Below are 18,498 nucleotides of genomic sequence, written 5' to 3' on the forward strand. Positions count from 1 at the left end.
CGTGAAATAAGGGATCAAGCCAATAACTGTGCAAATTATGAAAATAAAGGGCAAGAGTTCTGTCTACAAAAAAATAGGAAAAACATGCACTTAACAGCACGGCAAATGTCGTATAAATGATATATCTGTTCGTTGGCAAAAAAGTCCTTTTTATCAATTTTGAGAATAGTACAAAATGATGGTAAATGCTTGGATTTCAGGTAACCGGACTGTAATAAATGCAGATCAATAATAAAATATTCTTATCCATTTACTATTCTGATTCATACTTCTCTTACCCAATGATTTGGAAAAATCAAAAGGGCTTCATTCTTCAACTCCTTAAGTTAAGCTCTTTCTTTACTCGTCACATTGAAAGAGCAATTTCCTCTGATTACTGTATTCATTGTGTATTCATTTGTATATCTTATTTAGAATTACTTCAAATAAAACGTCTAAAAAAAGAAAGGAAATAAATGTCTTTTTATAAAATTGCAGCTGTAGTGCTCGTGAGTGTTTTTTTTGCATATGCTGACACTGTTCCTACTATTCACCAAGTATACCAGGCCGCAGAATCAGGAGATTTGAACGGCGCCCACCGAATGGTTGAACAAGTCTTAAAAGTGCATCCAGAAAGTGCTAAAGCACATTATGTTGATGCAGAAATACTGGTTCGTCAAGGCAATCTGACTGATGCCAAAAATGAATTTGCAACTGCTGAAAAACTTGCACCTGGCTTGCCGTTCGCAAAACCGCAAGCCGTTCAAAGTTTAAAACACCATTTGGCAGTCTCATCCAATGTACAAATGAATACAAGCCCTATCGGAATCACCCCCTCATATAATCATCCTATTCCATGGACAATGATCCTCTTGGCTTTGGGTGCTCTTGTTTTGGTCTGGTTAGCTATACGTTCTTTTTCTTCGCGAAACAACGGATACCCTGCTCAATACAATAGCGGTACAAGTGGAGGAAACGGTATCTATTCGAATCCAAATAATCCTTATGGGCCGACTTCAGGCTTTGGAAATGGACAGCCTTATCCTCCGCAAAGCAGCGGGTTAGGTGGTGGAATAATGTCTGGTTTGGCAACCGGAGCTGCTGCCGGTGCCGGTTTTGTAGCAGGGGAAGAACTGATGCACCATTTCATGGATGGCTCATCATCAAACAATACACATGAGAATATAAATAATACTCCAATCGTGAATAATGAGCCTTCTTATGATATGGGCGGAAATGATTTCGGACTAGAAGACAATTCTTCATGGGATGATAATTCTTCTGAAGCAATATCAGATTCCGGTGATGATAATTGGTGAATGTGAGATTCCTGAAAGTAGAATAACATGGCTAATAGCACTTCTCAACACATATTAAGCACATCGGCAAATCTTCTCGGATTTTGTCTTTTTGTTATAACATCCATCCATATAAACAATGCTTCAAAAAATAATCTTATAGATGAGTTTACTTCGATTATTGCTTTGTTGCTTGTCGGTTCTGTTATTTTTTCATTTTTATCCATCAGGACACAAGATGTACAAAAAGAAGAAAAACTTGAGAATATTGCCGATCAGTTTTTTTTTATTTCTATAATTGGGATTTTATTTATTATTTTATTTATGGTCATAAAATATTGGTGATACCATACATTTTAGTTTGTATAAAATAAAGATTACGCTTAAAAAGCCTATTTGTAATATATGTGTGATTATTGGAACTTATACTGTTACACAATTTTTCCAATAAGGCTTTATATGATGCTGCCAAACCATGAGTATAAATTGATTGAAATACGCGAAATGATCTCTACGCTGCTTCACGATATCCTCCTTTCAAGCAAACAATCTCTTGAAGCTTTTGAAAAGAATGACCGTGAGATATATACATCCGTCCGATCAAAGATAAAGACTATAAAAGTTGTCACAGATACCATCGATACAAAGACTATCCAGACGATCGCCCTTTTTGGCCCCGAGGCTAATGAACTTAGAGACTTGATCGTTTATCTAAAAATGACAAATGAAATTGATCGTATTGTTGACAGTATCGATAAATATTGTAAACGGTTCAGTGACCATATTGTTGAAGAATACAATTTTACCCCGTTCGAAAATTCGATCGTGCATCTTCATAAGACAACCCTGACGACACTAGAATACATTTATGATTTTTTTATGGATATCGAACATTCAAACGCACATGATCTTTACCGAAAAGTTTTTATTGAAGAATCGATTAATGATGATCTTTTTTCCATTATTGAAAAAGATATTCTCTCATTGATTATGACCAATTCAGAACATTCTATGGAATACATAAACCTACTCGGTACACTTAAAAATCTCGAACGGATTGCAGATCGCGGAGTCAGTATTGCCGCATTATTAGTTTATGCACAAAAGGGAGGAACGTTGCATTTACGTAGTTAAATGGGTAAAAAAGTAACTTGACACTGAAGTGACTCTCATTTAGTGGACAGTTCAGTTGTCGAGAGAGGTTACTTCGATGTTGCGTCCAATATTTTCTTTAAATTTGCAGTAAGTGTTTAGAAATCGAGTCGAAGTCCAGCGTAGAATGCCTCATTGTAGGTAACATTGTGACTGCTAAAAGGGTGACTTATAAGATCGGGGTCAATATTACGGTATCCCACTTCAATATGTCTGTTATGGATTACCTCTGCATCAAGGTAAGTACGAACCTCCAGGTATTTATCACCGTCAAGAAATGTCAAATCGGAAGGGGCATAATACAAAGCTCCGTTAAGATGCAATGGAAACAGAGTTGCAAATGGTAATTTCATATTTGCTTCTAATCCTAAAGGGATGGCGGCATAATGTGCACCGTCAAATTTGGTATATACCCCTTTAATCCCAAGACCTAAAGATAAACCTGCGACACTCTCCATAGGACGCATTATTAAAAATGATACTTCTTTAAATTGACTGATATTTTCGATTTTATCGCTGTTTCTCTCATCACCATTTAATATCCGTGCTCCAGCGTAAGCTCCCCCTAGTGGAACCCCCATTTTTGACAAATCAAAAAGTAATTGTCCCTCAACTTCTTTGTCGTTAAAATTGAATTCTGCTTGATGTGCTGCAAACACAGAAGTGCCGATTAAAGCGCTAAGAATAATTTTTTTTATCATAATCTTTCCTTGTTTCTATAAGTACTTCTACTCTCATCACATCGAGAAGGTTATTAAATCGATTTGAAGAGCGATTTATCGTCAAGCTATTTGAGCTATTCTAGCGTTACACCGAAATTATTCCACAATAAAGATAATAGGTCATTCACAGAGAAAATTTTCAAATTGTAGTAAAAAGCTGTAGTAAAAGTGTTTTAAAAACAGGTCTAAAAGTCAGTAAAACAGGAAGTTCTATAGGTGGCGGACGAGGAGAGATTCGAACTCTCGGTACCGTTGCCAGTACGTCTCCTTAGCAGGGAGGTGGATTCAGCCGCTTTCCTACTCGTCCATATATGATTGAAGAGGCGTAATTATACGTACCTGTAGATAACAAGCACCTTAAATAGGTGCTTTGATGGATTAAATTGCAGGAGAGTTTTTTGGTGTACTGATAATTTGATCCAAAAGTGCTTGCAATTGCGTTGCTAGTGCTTCATTGGAAGCTTTTGCTTCGGCAATTTTTTCTTTAAGTTTAACGACAAGTTCGATTTTATCCATAAATTTCATATGTACTCCTCGAGTGATTTTCACTTTTTAAGCAAGGAGTATTCCAAAATTAGAGTGTAGGAAGAAGTTGCAATCCGGTTTTGATTGCATAGCCGTTTTTCCGTAATTGATGGATACGCTCAAACCCGATTTCATTATAGGCAGTATCAATAGTCTCAAAGTAGTGTTTATGATTTACCAAATAATCAAAGAGCGGCTTGTCAATAGCACTGTCCAGATAGAGTTCTGTAATTATTTGGGTTACTTTATCTAACTGAGTCTCATAAGCCATTTTGGTTTTATCAGAAGGCTCTTTTATATAGTCAGTACGCAGTTTACTTAACTCTTCATAGGATGTTTTGAGTTCATAAAGGCCGATTTGCTCGACGGATGTCAAGAAACTTTTTTCGTGTGTTTCTTCATATTGGTCGTATTGGCGCAGTTGTTTTAAATAAGGCGTAAATTTATCACTCAGCAGTGTCGTGTCGTGTTTGTATTGCGATAAAAGCGTTTCTATATCTTTAACCGCGAATCCTTGTTTCTGACGTTGTAAAAGTTCAGTGTTAATGGCATCAAGCGAAGTATTGAGTTTTCGGATAGATTGTTCATCTCCGTGTCGGACAATCTGACGAAGGGAACGTTCACTGTCGGTAAAAAGTTCTTGTGAACCATGAGGAAGTGTAGCAGTAGAGGGCGCATTTTGAATGGAAGCAATGTTTTTCTCAGTTGTGACCCAAAAAATTCCTGTTGCAGCTAACAGTCCTACAGGAATAAGAAGGAGAAATTTTTTCATAGGGGTAGACCTCCGTAAATGATGTTTTTACGGAAGTTTAGATGAAAGTCATTACAAAGATATTACGGAGTAATTAGAGGTTTTTTAATATTTTTTCCACCACTTCGGCAGGATTTTCTGCTTTATAAATCGGACGGCCGACAACGATAAAGTCCACTTTTTCGGTGTGTGCCGTTTCGATCGTGGCAACACGTTCCTGATCTCCTGCATCTTCGCCAAAAGGTCGTATTCCTGGAGTAAGAGTGATGAAGGTATCTGAAGTGAGGGATTTGATTGACGCACTTTCATACGCACTGCATACAACACCGTCCAATCCCGCTTCATGGGCATCCTGTGCAAAACGATCGGCTTTATGTGCAATGCTCTCTCCATAAACATGAGTGAACTCATTCTCTTCAAAGGATGTCAAAGCGGTTACCGCAAGTACTAAAGGACGATTTTCATAAGGTTCAAGACGCTTCATCACTTCACGCATTGCTTTACGTCCGGCGGAAGCATGGACATTGAACATATCAACGCCCAGCCCCATGATCGACTCTGCTGCATCCGCCATTGTATTGGGGATATCATAAAGTTTTAGATCCAGAAAAATTTTGAATTCGGGATTGATTGTTTTGATCGCATCGATAAACGGTTTTCCATCGCGGATATAGGATCGGAGCCCCACTTTGAGCCAGACGGGATAGTTTTTAATTTTTTCTATAAGAGCTAGATTTTCTTCTTGGCTTGGGAGATCGAGAGCGACACAAAGCTGCATAGTAGACCTTTGAAATAGTGTGGTAAAAGTATAACGAAGCTTAAATTTATTATCCATTATTCCCGCGTTAATTATTCATTGAGAAAAACCGCTTACAATATCCCCAGATTAACTCCAAAGGAATGACGATGAAAAAGAGTTTTTTAATGACAGTGTTGGCCGGATTGTTGATTGGTTCCGGTTTGGCTTCAGCTGCAGTTTATAAAGTTGACCCTGCACATACTACCGTTGGATTCAACGTTAAGCATATGATGATCAGTACCGTAAGCGGAAAATTTAGTGATTTTAACGGGACTTATGATTTGGACAAAGGGATGTTTAAATCGCTTAGCGGTCATATTAAAACAGCGTCTGTCGACACAGGGATTGCTAAACGTGATGATCACTTACGAAGTGCCGATTTTTTTGATGCGGCAAATTATCCGGATATGACGTTTACTATGACAAGCGCAACTAAAACAAAAATGACCGGTAACCTTACGATTCGTGGAGTGACGAAAAAAGAGGTGTTGAATATCGAGATGGGCGGAGTAATCACTGATCCATGGGGTAATCAACGCTCAGGATTTGTTTTAACCGGAAAAGTCAATCGTAAGGATTTCGGTCTTAACTGGAATAAAGCAATCGAAGCGGGTGGTTTCGTTGTCGGTGATGATGTAAAACTCGTTATTGAAGTTGAAGGTATTGAAGAATAAACTTTGAAAAATTCTGCCTCAAATGAGGCAAGCTTTAGTGCCTTAGCGGCTAGCGTAGCTGAACGGGGCTTTGCTCCGGAAGCGTTTATAAAATCTTAATGAACCCGTCCCGTTTGGGACGGAATCCTTTCAAATCATCAATAGAAATTCCCCGTTGTTTTCCCCAAACTAAAATAGACTGACATTTATACATTTTGGCATAATCGCTCAAGTAGTCGACCATTTCAAGGCTGAGATGTTCATATCCGTCATGTGCTACAAAATCATCGACGATCAAGTGTCGACCCAACTCTAAATTCTCCCTTATGCTCACCCCCGCATAAATCCGCAACTCTCCACGCTCATAGGCACCGATAGGGCGGTAATCTTTTGGGTATTGGGCTGTAATAAAAGTGTCAAATGCTTCGGAAGTGAGTTCGGTTCGAAGTGTTGAGAGGAGGGTATACCCCTCATCCAGCTCGGTAGATGAGAGTTCCCGAAACTGCATTTAGTTTCCTAGCGCGCCGAGTTGTGCATCGATTTTGGAGATTTTATCCTCGGCATCGGCTAAACCTTCACGATTTTGGATAATGACTGCTTCAGGTGCATTGGCTACGAAACGCTCATTTGAGAGCATACCGCGTAGTTTATCCGCCTCTTTCTGGAGTTTTTCACGTTGCTTACTCAGACGATCGATGATCGGACTGAGGTCGATTGCATCGGTAGGGAGATAAACTTCGACTGATTCCCCGATGTCGCTGATGGCATTATCGATTTTTGATTCGGTAAAGTGAAGCGTTTCGACTTTTGCAAGACGGGTTATAAAGGGAGCCATCATTGCTTGATCACCGCCGCATTTGAGGTAGGCGAGATCGATTTTTTGGTTTCCTAAATCGACAAGCGTTTTGGCACGGCGGATCGTGACGATCGCATCCATAATGATTGCAAATTCTGCTTCGATAGCTTCATCAACCGTCACATCTTCCGGATACGACATTACCATAATCGAGTTGCCCTCTTCGAGCGTTGTTCCTGAGAGCTCATGATAGAGGTATTCCGTGATGAACGGCATAAACGGATGGAGGAGTTTCATCGATTCTTTAAAGATACTTCCCAGCTCGTTGACACTCTCTTTGGACGCTTTGCCGAGTTCAATACCCCAGTCACAGAATTCGTTCCACAAGAAGCGGTAGAGCACTGTTGCGGCATCGTTAAAGCGGTATTCGTCCAAGAACGCTCTGGTCTCTGCCGTTGCACGGTGAAAACGAGAAAGCATATAACGTCCTAACGGAGTTACAATTTCTTGGTCTGCCAAATCTTTAAATGTCGGAACATTCATTTGCAAGAATTTAGAGGCATTGAAAAGTTTGTTCGTAAAGTTTCGGCTTTGTTCCAAACGATCGTTACTGAGACGGATATCACGACCCTGAGCCGCGAGTACAGCTAAGGTAAAGCGGAGTGCATCGGCACTGTATTTTTCGACCATATCGAGTGGATCGATGACATTCCCTTTAGATTTAGACATTTTTTGACCGTGCTCATCCCGTACAAGTGCATGAAGATAGATATGGTTAAACGGTAATTCTCCCGTAAAGCTCTCTCCCATCATCATCATACGGGCAACCCAGAAGAAAAGGATGTCAAATCCGGTGATAAGAAGGGTGTTTGGATAGAAACGGGCCATATCTTCGCTTTGGAAGAGTTGATCGCCTGCAGTGTCTCCGTTACCCCAGCCTAAAGTGGAAAACGGCCAAAGGGCAGAGCTAAACCATGTATCGAGAACGTCAGGGTCTTGTGTAAATGACTTACTTGAACAATGCGGACACGAAGAGGGCGCTTCTTCTAAGCTTGCCCATTCATGGCCGCAATCGTCGCAGTAAAATACCGGAATACGGTGTCCCCACCAAAGCTGACGTGAGATACACCAGTCGCGTAGGTCGCCCATCCACGCGTTGTAGCTGTTAATCCAGTGCGGAGGGAAGAATTGAGTCAGCCCCGCGTTGGTTTTGTCGATCGAACCGCGCGCCACTTCTTTACGGACAAACCACTGTTTTGAGATATAAGGTTCAACGATATTTTTACAGCGGTAACAATGTCCCACTTGGTGAGTATGTTCTTCGATTTTTTCGATGAATCCAGCTTCTTCGAGACGTTTGACGATAACGGCGCGCGCTTCGAGACGCTCCAGCCCTTCAAATTCTCCGGCATGGTGATTAAGTATCCCTTTTTCATCGAATACAGTGATGAATTCGAGATCATGCCGTTTGCCTACTTCATAGTCGTTGGTATCATGGGCAGGGGTAACTTTAACGACACCCGTTCCGAATTCACGATCGACATGGCTGTCGGCGATGATTTTGATGTCGCGATTGATGAGAGGAAGGGTGACGCTTTTGCCGATCAGATGAAGGTAGCGTTCGTCATCCGGATGAACCATAACAGCAGTATCCCCGAAATAGGTTTCAGGTCGGGTCGTCGCAACAACGATATGACCGCTACCGTCACTGAAAGGGTATCGCATATGATAGAAGTTCCCTTGGTGCTCTTCGTGTTCTACTTCGATGTCGCTGAGTGCACCGTCATGAGTACACCAGTTGACCATGTAGTTGCCCCGAACGATGAGGTTTTGGTTGTAAAGGTGGACAAATGCCTCTTTGACAGACGATTTAAGCCCCTCATCCATCGTAAAGCGCTCACGACTCCATGCGGGAGAGACCCCGAGTTTTCGGAGCTGTCCGACCATGATTCCGCCGCTCTCTTCTTTCCATGCCCAAACACGTTCCAAAAATGCTTCACGACCCAATTCTTCTTTGGTTTTCCCCTCAGCCAAAAGTTGTTTTTCAACGACGTTTTGGGTTGCGATTCCGGCATGATCGGTTCCCGGCTGCCAGAGGGTCATATATCCGTCCATACGTTTATAACGAACAATAATATCTTGGAGAGTAAATGTGAGAGAGTGTCCGATATGCAAACGTCCGGTGACGTTTGGAGGGGGCATCATAATCGCAAAATGTTTATCCGGTTTTGCAATTGCGTGATTCCCGTCGATTTCAAAATAGCCTCGGTTTTCCCAAATAGGGTAATAGGTCTCTTCAATATTTTTGGGATCGTAATGGGTAGATGACATAATAAGGCCTTGGGTTCAAAAAATATCGCGAATTATACCAAAATTCAGGGGAACGCGATTTGCTTTAGTTGTGAATAATGATAGTTTAAAAGGATGACAATGCAATACGAAGTAAAATCGACCATATTAGGCTTTGAGAAAATTGAATGCGTTGAGTTGAATGAAATTGATGAGTTATTTGCAACGCTTCGAAGTTGTGATGGTGAGATCAGTTTTACGGTGGTGAACCCTTATCCCTTACGCGAATATTCGTTTGATCTGCCTACGACCGTTCGTGTATTATTGGATATTAATGAAAATTCCAAGGTAGTTGTATATAATATCGCAGTTATTCAAGACCCGCTCGATGAATCATGTATTAACTTCATTGCCCCGCTTATTTTTAATCAAGACAATGCGACCATGGCTCAAGCGGTATTGGATGTGAAAAATCATCCTGATTTCGGATTGGCTGAGCCGATCAAAAATTTTAAATCATAATGTAGCTCCTGTATCTTGGGGCTTCAAGGAGCCTCTTGCCTCTCTCTCGCCTCAACGATCAACAATATACTGCCGCAACTGCTCCGTATGGGCATAATCTTATTATTGCCTCGGCCGGTACCGGAAAAACTTCAACGATCGTAGGGCGTATTGCCTATCTGATCTCCCAAAATGTGAAACCTGAAGAAATACTGCTTCTCACTTTTACCAATAAAGCGGCACAGGAAATGGTTGAGCGTGTAGCAGCATTTTTTGGTCGGGAGATAGCTTCCAAAATTGATGCGGGGACATTTCATGCGGTGAGCTATCGATGGCTCAAGCGCAAAGAGGGGAAAGTCGTTCTTAAACAGCCGCGCGAATTGAAAACGCTTTTTCGCAGCGTTTATGAAAAACGTACCTTTAGTCATCTTGATTGTGCAACATCGGCTTATGGAGCCAATTATCTTTACGATGTTTATTCTTTTTATCAAAATACTGAACTCAGCGTAAATTTTGAAGAGTGGATTTTAACCCGTCAGGATGAGCATGCGGTCTATGCCGCAATCTATGCTGATATCATTGATGAATTTGAAGCGTTAAAAAAAGAGTACGGTTTTGTAAACTTTAACGACCTGTTGCTTCATATGCGCGATTTGGCACGTGAAAGTGATTTAGGGTACAAAGAGGTATTGATCGATGAGTATCAGGATACCAATGCGCTACAGGGGACATTAATCAACGCTATGCGTCCACCGTCACTTTTTTGTGTGGGGGATTATGATCAGAGCATTTATGCCTTTAATGGTGCCGATATCTCTATTATCGGATCATTTACCACTAATTTTCCCGATGCACAAGTATATACTCTTAATAAAAATTATCGTTCAACGGTTCCGATTCTCTCACTTGCCAATACGGTAATCGCCTATAATGAACGGATCTATCCAAAAGCACTGGAAGTGACCCGAACAGCAGAAGCGCAAAGCCCCTCGTTGCTTATTTATGATGAATTATTCGATCAATATCACGGGATTGCACAAAAGATAGGGGATTCCTCAACACCGCGTGAAGAGATAGCCGTGATTTTTCGTAACAATGCTTCAGCGGATGGAATTGAAGCAACATTGAGGGAACTGGGAATTGCCTGCCGTCGGCGGGGCGGAACCAGTTTCTTTGATTCCAAAGAGATCAAAGCCCTTTTAGATATGTATACATTATTGGTTAATGAATCGGATATGATGGCATTTATTCATTTGTTCGATTATGCAAAAGGGGTAGGGAGCGCGATTGCCAAAGAATTATTTGTTGCACTCCAAAAATTGGGAAGAGGTTCATTTATACGCGGATTGTATTCACCCGATTCTGAGATATCGAACCCGTTTGAGAAGCGACGGTTAAATCATCAGTTAGGCTTATTTGATGATTACGCAGAACTTGGAAGTGCAGGGCGGTTTGCAAAGCTTGGAATGGATCCGAATTTTATGGGCAATCCGATCTTAAAACATGCAAAACTGACTAAAGATTCGGCGACTTTTTTACATGATTTATTTATCCTTTTCCGGCAATTGCGGGATATTAAAGAGCCTAAAGCAGCCGTTCAAAAAATTGCCCTTTCTGCTCTCTATGGACATGTTATAGAGATGCTATCCACACGGCGGGCTACTACAGAAAACGGTTCTATCGATGAGCGTGCTAAAACGGAGTCTCAAGAGAGAATTCGACGAAAATGCACCATTTTATTTGAACTCGCCCGTCCATACAAGGATCATGAGCGATTTTTAAATGCAATGGTTTTAGGCTCACAGGATTTGACACAGGGTGAAGGGGTACATTTGCTCAGTATCCATGCTTCAAAAGGTTTGGAGTATCAGGAGGTCTATGTGATCGATTTGATGGATGGACGATTTCCAAACAGAAAATTGATGTCTCGAAGCGGAAGTATTGAAGAGGAGAGACGACTTTTTTATGTATCGGTTACCCGAGCAAAAGACCGTCTTTTTTTGAGTTATGCAAAATATGACAAAATCAAAAAGAACAATTTTGTCCCTTCACAGTTTTTATTTGAAGCCGGTCTCATCCCTAAAGATGAAACCTATACAGCATTAGTTGCTAAAGAATCTTCTACTGAATAAACAAAGTAATATTTCTCTATTAACGTTTGTTTTGAACAGCATTTCCTAAGTCCCACATCGGTAAGAATATACCAAGAGCCAACAAGGTAACTAAAATAGCTATAACAAACAGCATAATTGGTTCAACTGCTTCAGAAAGACCATCAATGATTGCATCGAACCGCATTTTATAATACTCCATGACTTTTTCCATCATAGCATCAAGCTGTCCACTTGATTCCCCGGCAGAGATCATTTGAATAATCATATTCTCAAAGAGTCCCGTTTCAGCTAAACCATTATGGAGTGTTCCCCCTTTTTCAACGGTGGATCGAACAGTTAGCAAACGCTCTTGCAATGGGAGATTGTCAATCATCGCAATAGAAGTTTCAAGTGCTTCAGCAATAGGAATACCTGCACGAACAAGTTCAGAAAAGACCAGCGTAAATCGATTGAGTGTTGCATACAAAATGATATTTTTAATTAAATATGTACGTAATAAAACTTGATGCCATTTGTAGCGAATATTGCGATAGTGATTAATTAAATAGGTAAAGATAAATAAAAAGATAAAAATACCGGCAAGGACATAGAGACCATAAGTGTTGAAAAGATGCTCAAGAAACAAAAGAATTTTTGTGGGAACTGGTAATTCAGCATGAAACTTATCAAACATTGTTTTAAATTTTGGAACAACATATGAAATGAGAATTGTAAATGCTATTGCCATAGCAATCATTACGTTACGAGGATATGCCATCGCTTTCTTAAATTTTATAATATTGCGTCGAATTTCTTCTAGCATATCTCCGAGCTTGTGGAGTGCTTCAGCCATATTACCGGTTTTTTCTCCCAACTCGATCATAGCTAGTGACAGATTTCCAAGTTCATATGCAAATTTATTTGCTGACTGGGAAAGACTATGTCCAGCATTAATATCTTCTGCCATTGTTCCCAATACATCTTGGAGTACTTTATCATTTGTGGAATCAGCAATTTCTTTTAATGAATCATGAATAGAGATACCGGCATTTGTCATAACAGCAAGTTGACGAATTGCCGCAATTAATGCATCTTGCTTAAGTTTACGTTTTTTGATATTTGAAAACAAACTCTCTTTAAAACGACGTAATTGATCTTCGAGAGGTGGAGAGGATTCCGCAACTTTTAAAATCATTCCAGAATATTTAATTTTAGCTAAATAATGAGCTTCTTTTTTGTTTTCGGCATAAAGACTTTGTTCAGTCTTTTTTCCTTTGCTAAGAATTGTTACAAGAAAATATTTCATCCTTTTGCCACCCTTAATATTTCATCTAATGTTGTGATTCCGTGAACTGCTTTTGCCATACCATTTTCAAACATACCGATAAACCCCTCTCTTTTAGCTTCCTTGGTCAAGTCATCCTTAGATGCCCCACGAGCTATCATACTGGCTAATTCTTCTGTAATAGGAAGAACCTCACAGATCATTTCACGTCCCATATAGCCAGACCCATTACACTCTTTGCACCCCGCTCCTTCATAAAAAACAGTGTGAGGTGGTATAAATGCGCTGTATTCTTGCAGTAAATTTTGAGGAATATCCACTTCTTTTTTACAATGAGTGCAAATACGACGAACAAGTCGCTGAGCTTGAACCGCTACAAGAGCCCCACTGATGAGGTATGGTTCGATCCCCATATCTGACATACGGGGAATAGCACTAATAGCATCATTTGTATGGAGTGTAGAAATAACCAGATGCCCTGTGAGTGCCGCTTTAATTGCGATTTCCAGTGTTTCATGATCGCGGATTTCCCCAATCATGATTTTATCAGGGTCCTGACGAAGTATTGAGCGGAGAGCATCGGCAAATGAAAGACCAACTTTAGGATTTACTTGAACTTGTTGAATCAAATTCATTCGATATTCAACAGGATCTTCTACCGTAATAACTTTGTCTTCTACATTACGGAGTTCATTGAGGGCACCGTATAGTGTGGTTGTTTTACCACTTCCGGTTGGTCCTGTTACAAGTATAATACCAAAAGGTGACTGAAGCCCTTTTATCAATTTTTGATAGCTCATTGTATCCATACCGGAATCTTCAAGTTTTACTAATGCTTTAGTTTTATCCAAAATACGCATTACAATCGATTCACCATAAATAATTGGTAGTGTGGATAGACGAAAATCAAATTCTGCATCCATTACCATTGCCGAAAAACGGCCGTCTTGAGGCTTGCGTCGTTCAGCAATATCGAGGTTTGCCAAAAGTTTAATACGCGAAGCTAACGGAGGATAAATATCTCGATCAAATATAAAAATTTCAGCTAGTTTTCCATCGACACGTCCTCGAACAACACAGTTTCTCTCTGTTGGTTCAATATGAATATCGCTAGCTCTTCCTTTGATACAAGCTTTCAGAATAACATCAATGAGTTGCAAAATAGAAGAGGCTTCTTGCTGTTCTTCCAATGTTCCAATATTGCGCAATTCATTACGTATATTTGTGACAAGTTCTTTTACGCTATCTTTGAGCTCCATTTTAAATAGATACGCTTGAATTTGTTTTTCTGTAGATACTGCGATTTTGAGTGATTTACGCGGAAAAAGACGTTGAATTGATTCTTGGGCTTCTATATTGAGTGGGTCAGCAAATGCGACGACTACATACATATCATCTTGTGAAATAGGGAGTGCGTTATACCGTTTTAGTTGAGTAGTAGGGATTTTTTCAACTAAACGGTAATCCATATCGATTGAGTCTAAATCGATAAACGGTACTTCAATGACTTCTGCTAAGTGTGTTAAAATGGACGTTTCATCGATAAAATGATAGTTTTTGATAATTGAGAGTTCATACCGACCAAGGCGTATTTGTTCAACAATAAAACGCTTAATAAAGTTAATCGATACTGCTCCAACTTTGGTAAGTGTTTCTAATACTGTATCATCTTGAACACCGCGTGAGGTTAATCGATCAATTTGCTGTTGCGTGATATGGCGTTTTTCTAACAAATCATGGGTAATACGATCCATATCTTTTTCCTTCCTAGTATACGTGGTGATTCGTTAATATTTTATCATAATATTCATCTATAGCAATGCTTTTCTTACCATTGACTTCGGTTGTATAGAGTTTATAGGCTTGTCGTGAATTGATAGGGTCTGGATATTCTTTAATAATATCATTTTTTTTCGGATTTTGTACATACAGATCAAATACTTTTGAAAGAATATAACTGCTAGTAGGAAATTTTAAATTTTGTAGGGGCTGATTATCATACAAAGCACGCATCAAAAGTTTCTTTTGCATTACAATAAGCGCGAGATAGGCACTGTTTGATCTTGCATCCGGAGTTTGAGATAATATTGACATAACAGGAGAAAGCCGGTCAATCTGATCGGCTTTTAAACATGCAAAGCCGACCAATGATACAAAAGGTTCATTATGCTCATTTTGTGCAAAAAAATTGTAACCGTAATTACACGCTTCAGTATACATTCCTTTTTGGTAAAGTTCAAAAAGTTTCTGATTTACATCAGCATATAAATGATGTGACAACAAAAGTAAAAAAATAAATATAAATTTCATTTAAAAGTTCCGTTTTCGATTGAATCTAACAATCCCTTTGCATTTTCAGAATTAGATTGAGATATATAAAGCTGAAGTGTTTTCTTTGCTTGATCAACTTTCCCGAGTTTTACAAGGGTCTTTGAAAAAATAATCCAACTTTCATCGATTCGATTATTTATATTATTGGTTTTTAAAGCATAATTATAAGCTTCATTGTAATTCCCTTGCGCATAATAGTATCGCGCAATGAAAAGACCTAAATTGGCATTAGAAGTTTCTTTAAATCGTCGTACCAAACTGTCAATATCAAGCTTTGTCTCTTCTTTAATAGTTACCTCTTGGGTTGTAGGGGCTATTTTTGTGATAGCAGGTGTTATTTTAGGAGGTGAATATTCTGGAACAGTTAATACTTTAGGTATTTGTACGGGTGGAATATTTTGCTGTGTAGGTTTTATAGTCGCAGGTTTTGGCTGAACAGTCGTTTCCGTATGCTGTGGGATGTTTTGAAATGACTGCACAAATTCCATCGAAGGCTCTATAAAAGTGGTATTTTCTACAGGGGCTGGTTGCGTTGCAGGTTTTACAACGGCAATTGGTGTTAAAGATTTTGTTTGTTTAGTGATAGTTTCTTTTTCAGATTTATCTTTATATAACCAAATTGAAAGTCCAATAGTTAATGCAATAAATGCAATAAATGCTGAAACATAAGGTAAATAAGATAAAACTTTGTATTTCAGCCAGCGGCGTTCTAAATTTTTAATATTAAGCATGGATTAGTCCAGTATGAATAGCGGCCATTTCAATCCATTTCGGTTTGATAGAATTATATTTGATCGCAGTTGGATTGTTTTCTTCATACCAACAATAGAGACTGAAAAGTGAAAAAAGCAGTTTGTTAGTTTCACGATAATTACCTCTGGTTAGATTGGCAATTAACTTCATGTTTTTGTCGTTAAACATATTCGCAACGTCAAAACAATTGGATTTTAGAAGTTTTTTCTGAACATAAATTTTTAGTTCTTCAGACGTTGCATTTTGTAGTTCGATACTTTCCCATATACGCGTTTGAAAATGCTCTTTTGCTATGATATCTTCTTTATCCGTTTTATGTAAAGTAATTACAAATTTGATGGCTCTTGCATCTGAGATAAGTCGAATTTTTTCCATTAATGATGGAGTATAAAGTTGTGCTTCATCAAGTAAAACGATAGGAACATCACTTAAAGAAAGGGCATCGGCTATTTCTAAAAAGCGATTTAATGTCATTACTTCTCGAGGTGCATGACCAAAAATATTTTGTGCCAATACACGGAGAAAGTCATCCTCATCAACAATCGGAGTGGATATCATTAGTACTTTTTGATGTTTTGACAAATCATGATGTAGTTTGTGCAATAGCATACTTTTGCCGGTGCCTGGTCTGCCATAGAGCAAAATCATTTTTAATGGCTTTTGTACCGAATTTTTGAGCGATTGATACATGTGGGAAACACTGTCGATCTGTACGTAGTCACGAGGATTGACTACGTCTAAAAACAGATCGCGAGGTTTTGAGAAAAGAGAATTCTCCATTCGTTACTTTTTATCCTCTTGAGAGGCTTTTTCGGTTTCATTGTCCATTGCTTTATTAACTCGTGAATAGCCTAGGTCTGAAAGACTTAATTTGTCATTCTCTTTTTTGACGATATGAGGTTCGATGATAATGACAAGTTCTTCTACTTTTTCAGTCATACCATCTTGTTTAAAGAGATAGCCTAAGAAAGGTATATCTCCAAGCAATGGTAGTTTAGTAGAAGTGTTCGATGACTTACGATTGATCAAACCACCTAGAACGATACGATTTCCGTCTTTTACCGTAACAACGGTAGAAATTTGCCGACGGCTTAAGTCAGGTGGCATTGTACGAGTAGAGTTGTCTGCTGAAATGGTACTGGCTGTTTCAGAAACGGAAGGATTAATACGAAGGGTAATCGTACCATCATTTGAAATTTCAGGTGTAATATCGAGCAAAACACCGGAGAAAACAGAACTTACGATTTCAGTTTGTGCTTGCGTTCCTGTAGTGCCACCCGCTAATGTTGAAGTATTAATTGTTTTATAAAAAAGCTCAGTCCCAGCAGTAATTAGTGCCGGCTGATTATTAAGCGTTAAAATTTTAGGATTTGAGATAGCGTATACATCCCCCTGCGATTTCAAAAACATAATCAGATTATTGATACTGATACTATTGCTGAGGTTAAAGAGTTTAGATGTTGTTGCAACTGCTGCTCTAGCACCGGCAACATCTAGCATTCCGTACGTTGGTAGCATCATACCTGTAGTAGCATCGGTAGTTCCACCATTTTGACCTAATACTTGTATTTGGTCACCAGTCGTGGCTTTCGTAATTTTACTGTCAGTGAATGTGTCTACATTTTGAAAATTGATTCTATTATATCCGACATTGAAATTTTGCAAATTATAAATTTGTGACCAATCGATACCTGTTGTTGAACCATCATTAAATACAACACTATACATCTTAACATCAATCAATACTTGAGTCTGCATTCTCTTTTGCAAATCATCAATGTATGCATCTAAGCGTTGAATCTGTTTACCTGTTCCGGTAACAGTGACTAAACCCGCACTTCTATTAATGTATATATTGTGTATAGCATCTTCTTTTTCAGATGAATCAGTATCTTTTGTTTCAGCTGTTAGTTCAGGTTTTCTTTGTCTATAGTCATCTTCTGGACGACTAAGAACATTTGTTATTTCTTGTTTCAAATCATCCCAAAATTTTACTTCATCAACAGTAGATATATTGGTTCCTGATTCTGATGAAGCACCATTAGCTTTCATATTTGAACTAGTTCCAGTTGAACCTGTTGTACCGGTTGTACCTGTTGTACCTGTTGTACCTGTTGTACCTGTTGCACCTGCGGCTGTACCAGAGTTAGAACTTAATCGAATATTAGTGCTTCCCGTTCCTTTACGGCCACTTGCAATATAATCAATATTGTAGGTTTTTGTTGTCAGATAAGAGATTTTAAGGACATTGTTTTGCAATGTATACTGAAGATTATTTTCTTTAATAATTAAGTCTAATACTTCATTGATGGTCAAGTTCTTCAAGAAGGTTTTATTCATAGGTTTTTTTAGAATACCCTCTGCTTGCTCATCTGTAACAATAAGACTCATTCCACACTCATCGCTCAGCTGGTCAATAAATTCTCCTACAGTTGTCCCTTTCACTGAAGAGATATTGAAAAGCTCATACGTACAATCTGCCTGCAGTGTAGGTGTGAGAAGGGCAGCCGTGGCAACGGATAACATAAACGCTCGCGCATGGTGTTTAATTACTGATGTCATGATACTTTC

Annotated in this window: 18 protein-coding genes and 1 tRNA gene; 6 read left to right on the forward strand and 13 right to left on the reverse strand. The window is 39.1% G+C overall.

Translation table 11 applies throughout. From position 1 onward, the window contains the following. Nucleotides 1-455: 455 nt before the first annotated feature. The 3 genes from PHP90_RS05140 to PHP90_RS05150 all read left to right on the forward strand — a co-directional run bounded on the left by PHP90_RS05140 (nt 456) and on the right by PHP90_RS05150 (nt 2,411). The gene (locus PHP90_RS05140; protein ID WP_299926292.1) at nt 456-1,298 is read left to right on the forward strand and encodes a tetratricopeptide repeat protein; all 843 of its coding nucleotides are present in this window, start codon (nt 456-458) and stop codon (nt 1,296-1,298) included. A 27-nt stretch (nt 1,299-1,325) separates the two neighbouring features. Then, entirely contained in the window at nt 1,326-1,622 is a 297-nt protein-coding gene (locus PHP90_RS05145) for a hypothetical protein (protein ID WP_299926293.1), read from the forward strand. Nucleotides 1,623-1,736: 114 nt separating this feature from the next. Beyond that, nucleotides 1,737-2,411 carry a PhoU domain-containing protein gene (locus PHP90_RS05150; RefSeq protein ID WP_299926295.1) on the forward strand — a complete coding sequence of 225 codons (675 nt, stop codon included), beginning with the start codon at nt 1,737-1,739 and terminating at the stop codon, nt 2,409-2,411. A gap of 116 nt (nt 2,412-2,527) precedes the next feature. Here PHP90_RS05150 and PHP90_RS05155 read toward each other — a convergent pair whose 3' ends face one another. The 5 genes from PHP90_RS05155 to pyrF all read right to left on the reverse strand — a co-directional run bounded on the left by PHP90_RS05155 (nt 2,528) and on the right by pyrF (nt 5,205). Continuing rightward, nucleotides 2,528-3,130, reverse strand: coding sequence for a YfaZ family outer membrane protein (locus PHP90_RS05155; protein ID WP_299926297.1), 603 nt, complete (start codon nt 3,128-3,130; stop codon nt 2,528-2,530). Between the two features lie 238 nt (nt 3,131-3,368). After that, a tRNA-Ser gene (locus tag PHP90_RS05160) sits at nt 3,369-3,458 on the reverse strand. Between the two features lie 71 nt (nt 3,459-3,529). Further along, entirely contained in the window at nt 3,530-3,676 is a 147-nt protein-coding gene (locus PHP90_RS05165; RefSeq protein ID WP_299926299.1) for a hypothetical protein, read from the reverse strand. A 49-nt stretch (nt 3,677-3,725) separates the two neighbouring features. Beyond that, on the reverse strand, nt 3,726-4,448 hold the full coding sequence (locus PHP90_RS05170; RefSeq protein WP_299926301.1) for a hypothetical protein: 723 nt from the start codon (nt 4,446-4,448) through the stop codon (nt 3,726-3,728). Between the two features lie 73 nt (nt 4,449-4,521). Next, a complete protein-coding gene (gene pyrF, locus PHP90_RS05175) occupies nt 4,522-5,205 on the reverse strand; it encodes an orotidine-5'-phosphate decarboxylase (RefSeq protein WP_299926303.1) in 684 nt (227 codons plus the stop codon). Between the two features lie 128 nt (nt 5,206-5,333). On the opposite strand from pyrF, the gene PHP90_RS05180 reads away from it, so the two are divergent. Then, a complete protein-coding gene (locus PHP90_RS05180; RefSeq protein WP_299926305.1) occupies nt 5,334-5,900 on the forward strand; it encodes a YceI family protein in 567 nt (188 codons plus the stop codon). An 85-nt stretch (nt 5,901-5,985) separates the two neighbouring features. Here PHP90_RS05180 and PHP90_RS05185 read toward each other — a convergent pair whose 3' ends face one another. Beyond that, nucleotides 5,986-6,387 carry a hypothetical protein gene (locus PHP90_RS05185; protein ID WP_299926307.1) on the reverse strand — a complete coding sequence of 134 codons (402 nt, stop codon included), beginning with the start codon at nt 6,385-6,387 and terminating at the stop codon, nt 5,986-5,988. After that, nucleotides 6,388-9,006, reverse strand: a complete 2,619-nt coding sequence (locus tag PHP90_RS05190) for a valine--tRNA ligase (RefSeq protein ID WP_299926309.1) — start codon at nt 9,004-9,006, stop codon at nt 6,388-6,390. A gap of 99 nt (nt 9,007-9,105) precedes the next feature. Here PHP90_RS05190 and fliW point away from each other — a divergent pair, with 99 nt between their 5' ends. Together fliW and PHP90_RS05200 are read left to right on the forward strand one after the other, a co-directional pair. Further along, nucleotides 9,106-9,486, forward strand: coding sequence for a flagellar assembly protein FliW (fliW, locus tag PHP90_RS05195; protein ID WP_299926311.1), 381 nt, complete (start codon nt 9,106-9,108; stop codon nt 9,484-9,486). A 35-nt stretch (nt 9,487-9,521) separates the two neighbouring features. Then, entirely contained in the window at nt 9,522-11,597 is a 2,076-nt protein-coding gene (locus PHP90_RS05200; RefSeq protein WP_299926313.1) for an ATP-dependent helicase, read from the forward strand. A 19-nt stretch (nt 11,598-11,616) separates the two neighbouring features. On the opposite strand, the gene PHP90_RS05205 is transcribed toward PHP90_RS05200, so the two are convergent. The 6 genes from PHP90_RS05205 to PHP90_RS05230 are packed head-to-tail and all read right to left on the reverse strand — an operon-like array spanning nt 11,617 to nt 18,489. Beyond that, nucleotides 11,617-12,864, reverse strand: coding sequence for a type II secretion system F family protein (locus tag PHP90_RS05205; RefSeq protein ID WP_299926316.1), 1,248 nt, complete (start codon nt 12,862-12,864; stop codon nt 11,617-11,619). Beyond that, the gene (locus PHP90_RS05210) at nt 12,861-14,597 is read right to left on the reverse strand and encodes a GspE/PulE family protein (protein WP_299926319.1); all 1,737 of its coding nucleotides are present in this window, start codon (nt 14,595-14,597) and stop codon (nt 12,861-12,863) included. The genes PHP90_RS05205 and PHP90_RS05210 overlap by 4 nt, the downstream gene beginning before the upstream one ends. 13 nt (nt 14,598-14,610) lie before the next feature. Continuing rightward, nucleotides 14,611-15,153 (reverse strand): hypothetical protein, encoded by a 543-nt coding sequence (locus tag PHP90_RS05215; RefSeq protein WP_299926324.1) that lies wholly within the window; start codon nt 15,151-15,153, stop codon nt 14,611-14,613. Then, nucleotides 15,150-15,905 (reverse strand): CDC27 family protein, encoded by a 756-nt coding sequence (locus tag PHP90_RS05220; RefSeq protein ID WP_299926328.1) that lies wholly within the window; start codon nt 15,903-15,905, stop codon nt 15,150-15,152. Before PHP90_RS05220 ends, PHP90_RS05215 begins: the two co-directional genes overlap by 4 nt. Continuing rightward, complete coding sequence (locus tag PHP90_RS05225; protein WP_299926332.1) at nt 15,898-16,707, reverse strand: ATP-binding protein; 810 nt, start codon at nt 16,705-16,707, stop codon at nt 15,898-15,900. Before PHP90_RS05225 ends, PHP90_RS05220 begins: the two co-directional genes overlap by 8 nt. A gap of 3 nt (nt 16,708-16,710) precedes the next feature. Further along, nucleotides 16,711-18,489 carry a secretin N-terminal domain-containing protein gene (locus PHP90_RS05230; protein ID WP_299926335.1) on the reverse strand — a complete coding sequence of 593 codons (1,779 nt, stop codon included), beginning with the start codon at nt 18,487-18,489 and terminating at the stop codon, nt 16,711-16,713. Nucleotides 18,490-18,498: the final 9 nt, after the last annotated feature.

The sequence above is a fragment of the Sulfuricurvum sp. genome (genome assembly GCF_028712165.1).
Taxonomy (GTDB): Bacteria; Campylobacterota; Campylobacteria; order Campylobacterales; family Sulfurimonadaceae; genus Sulfuricurvum.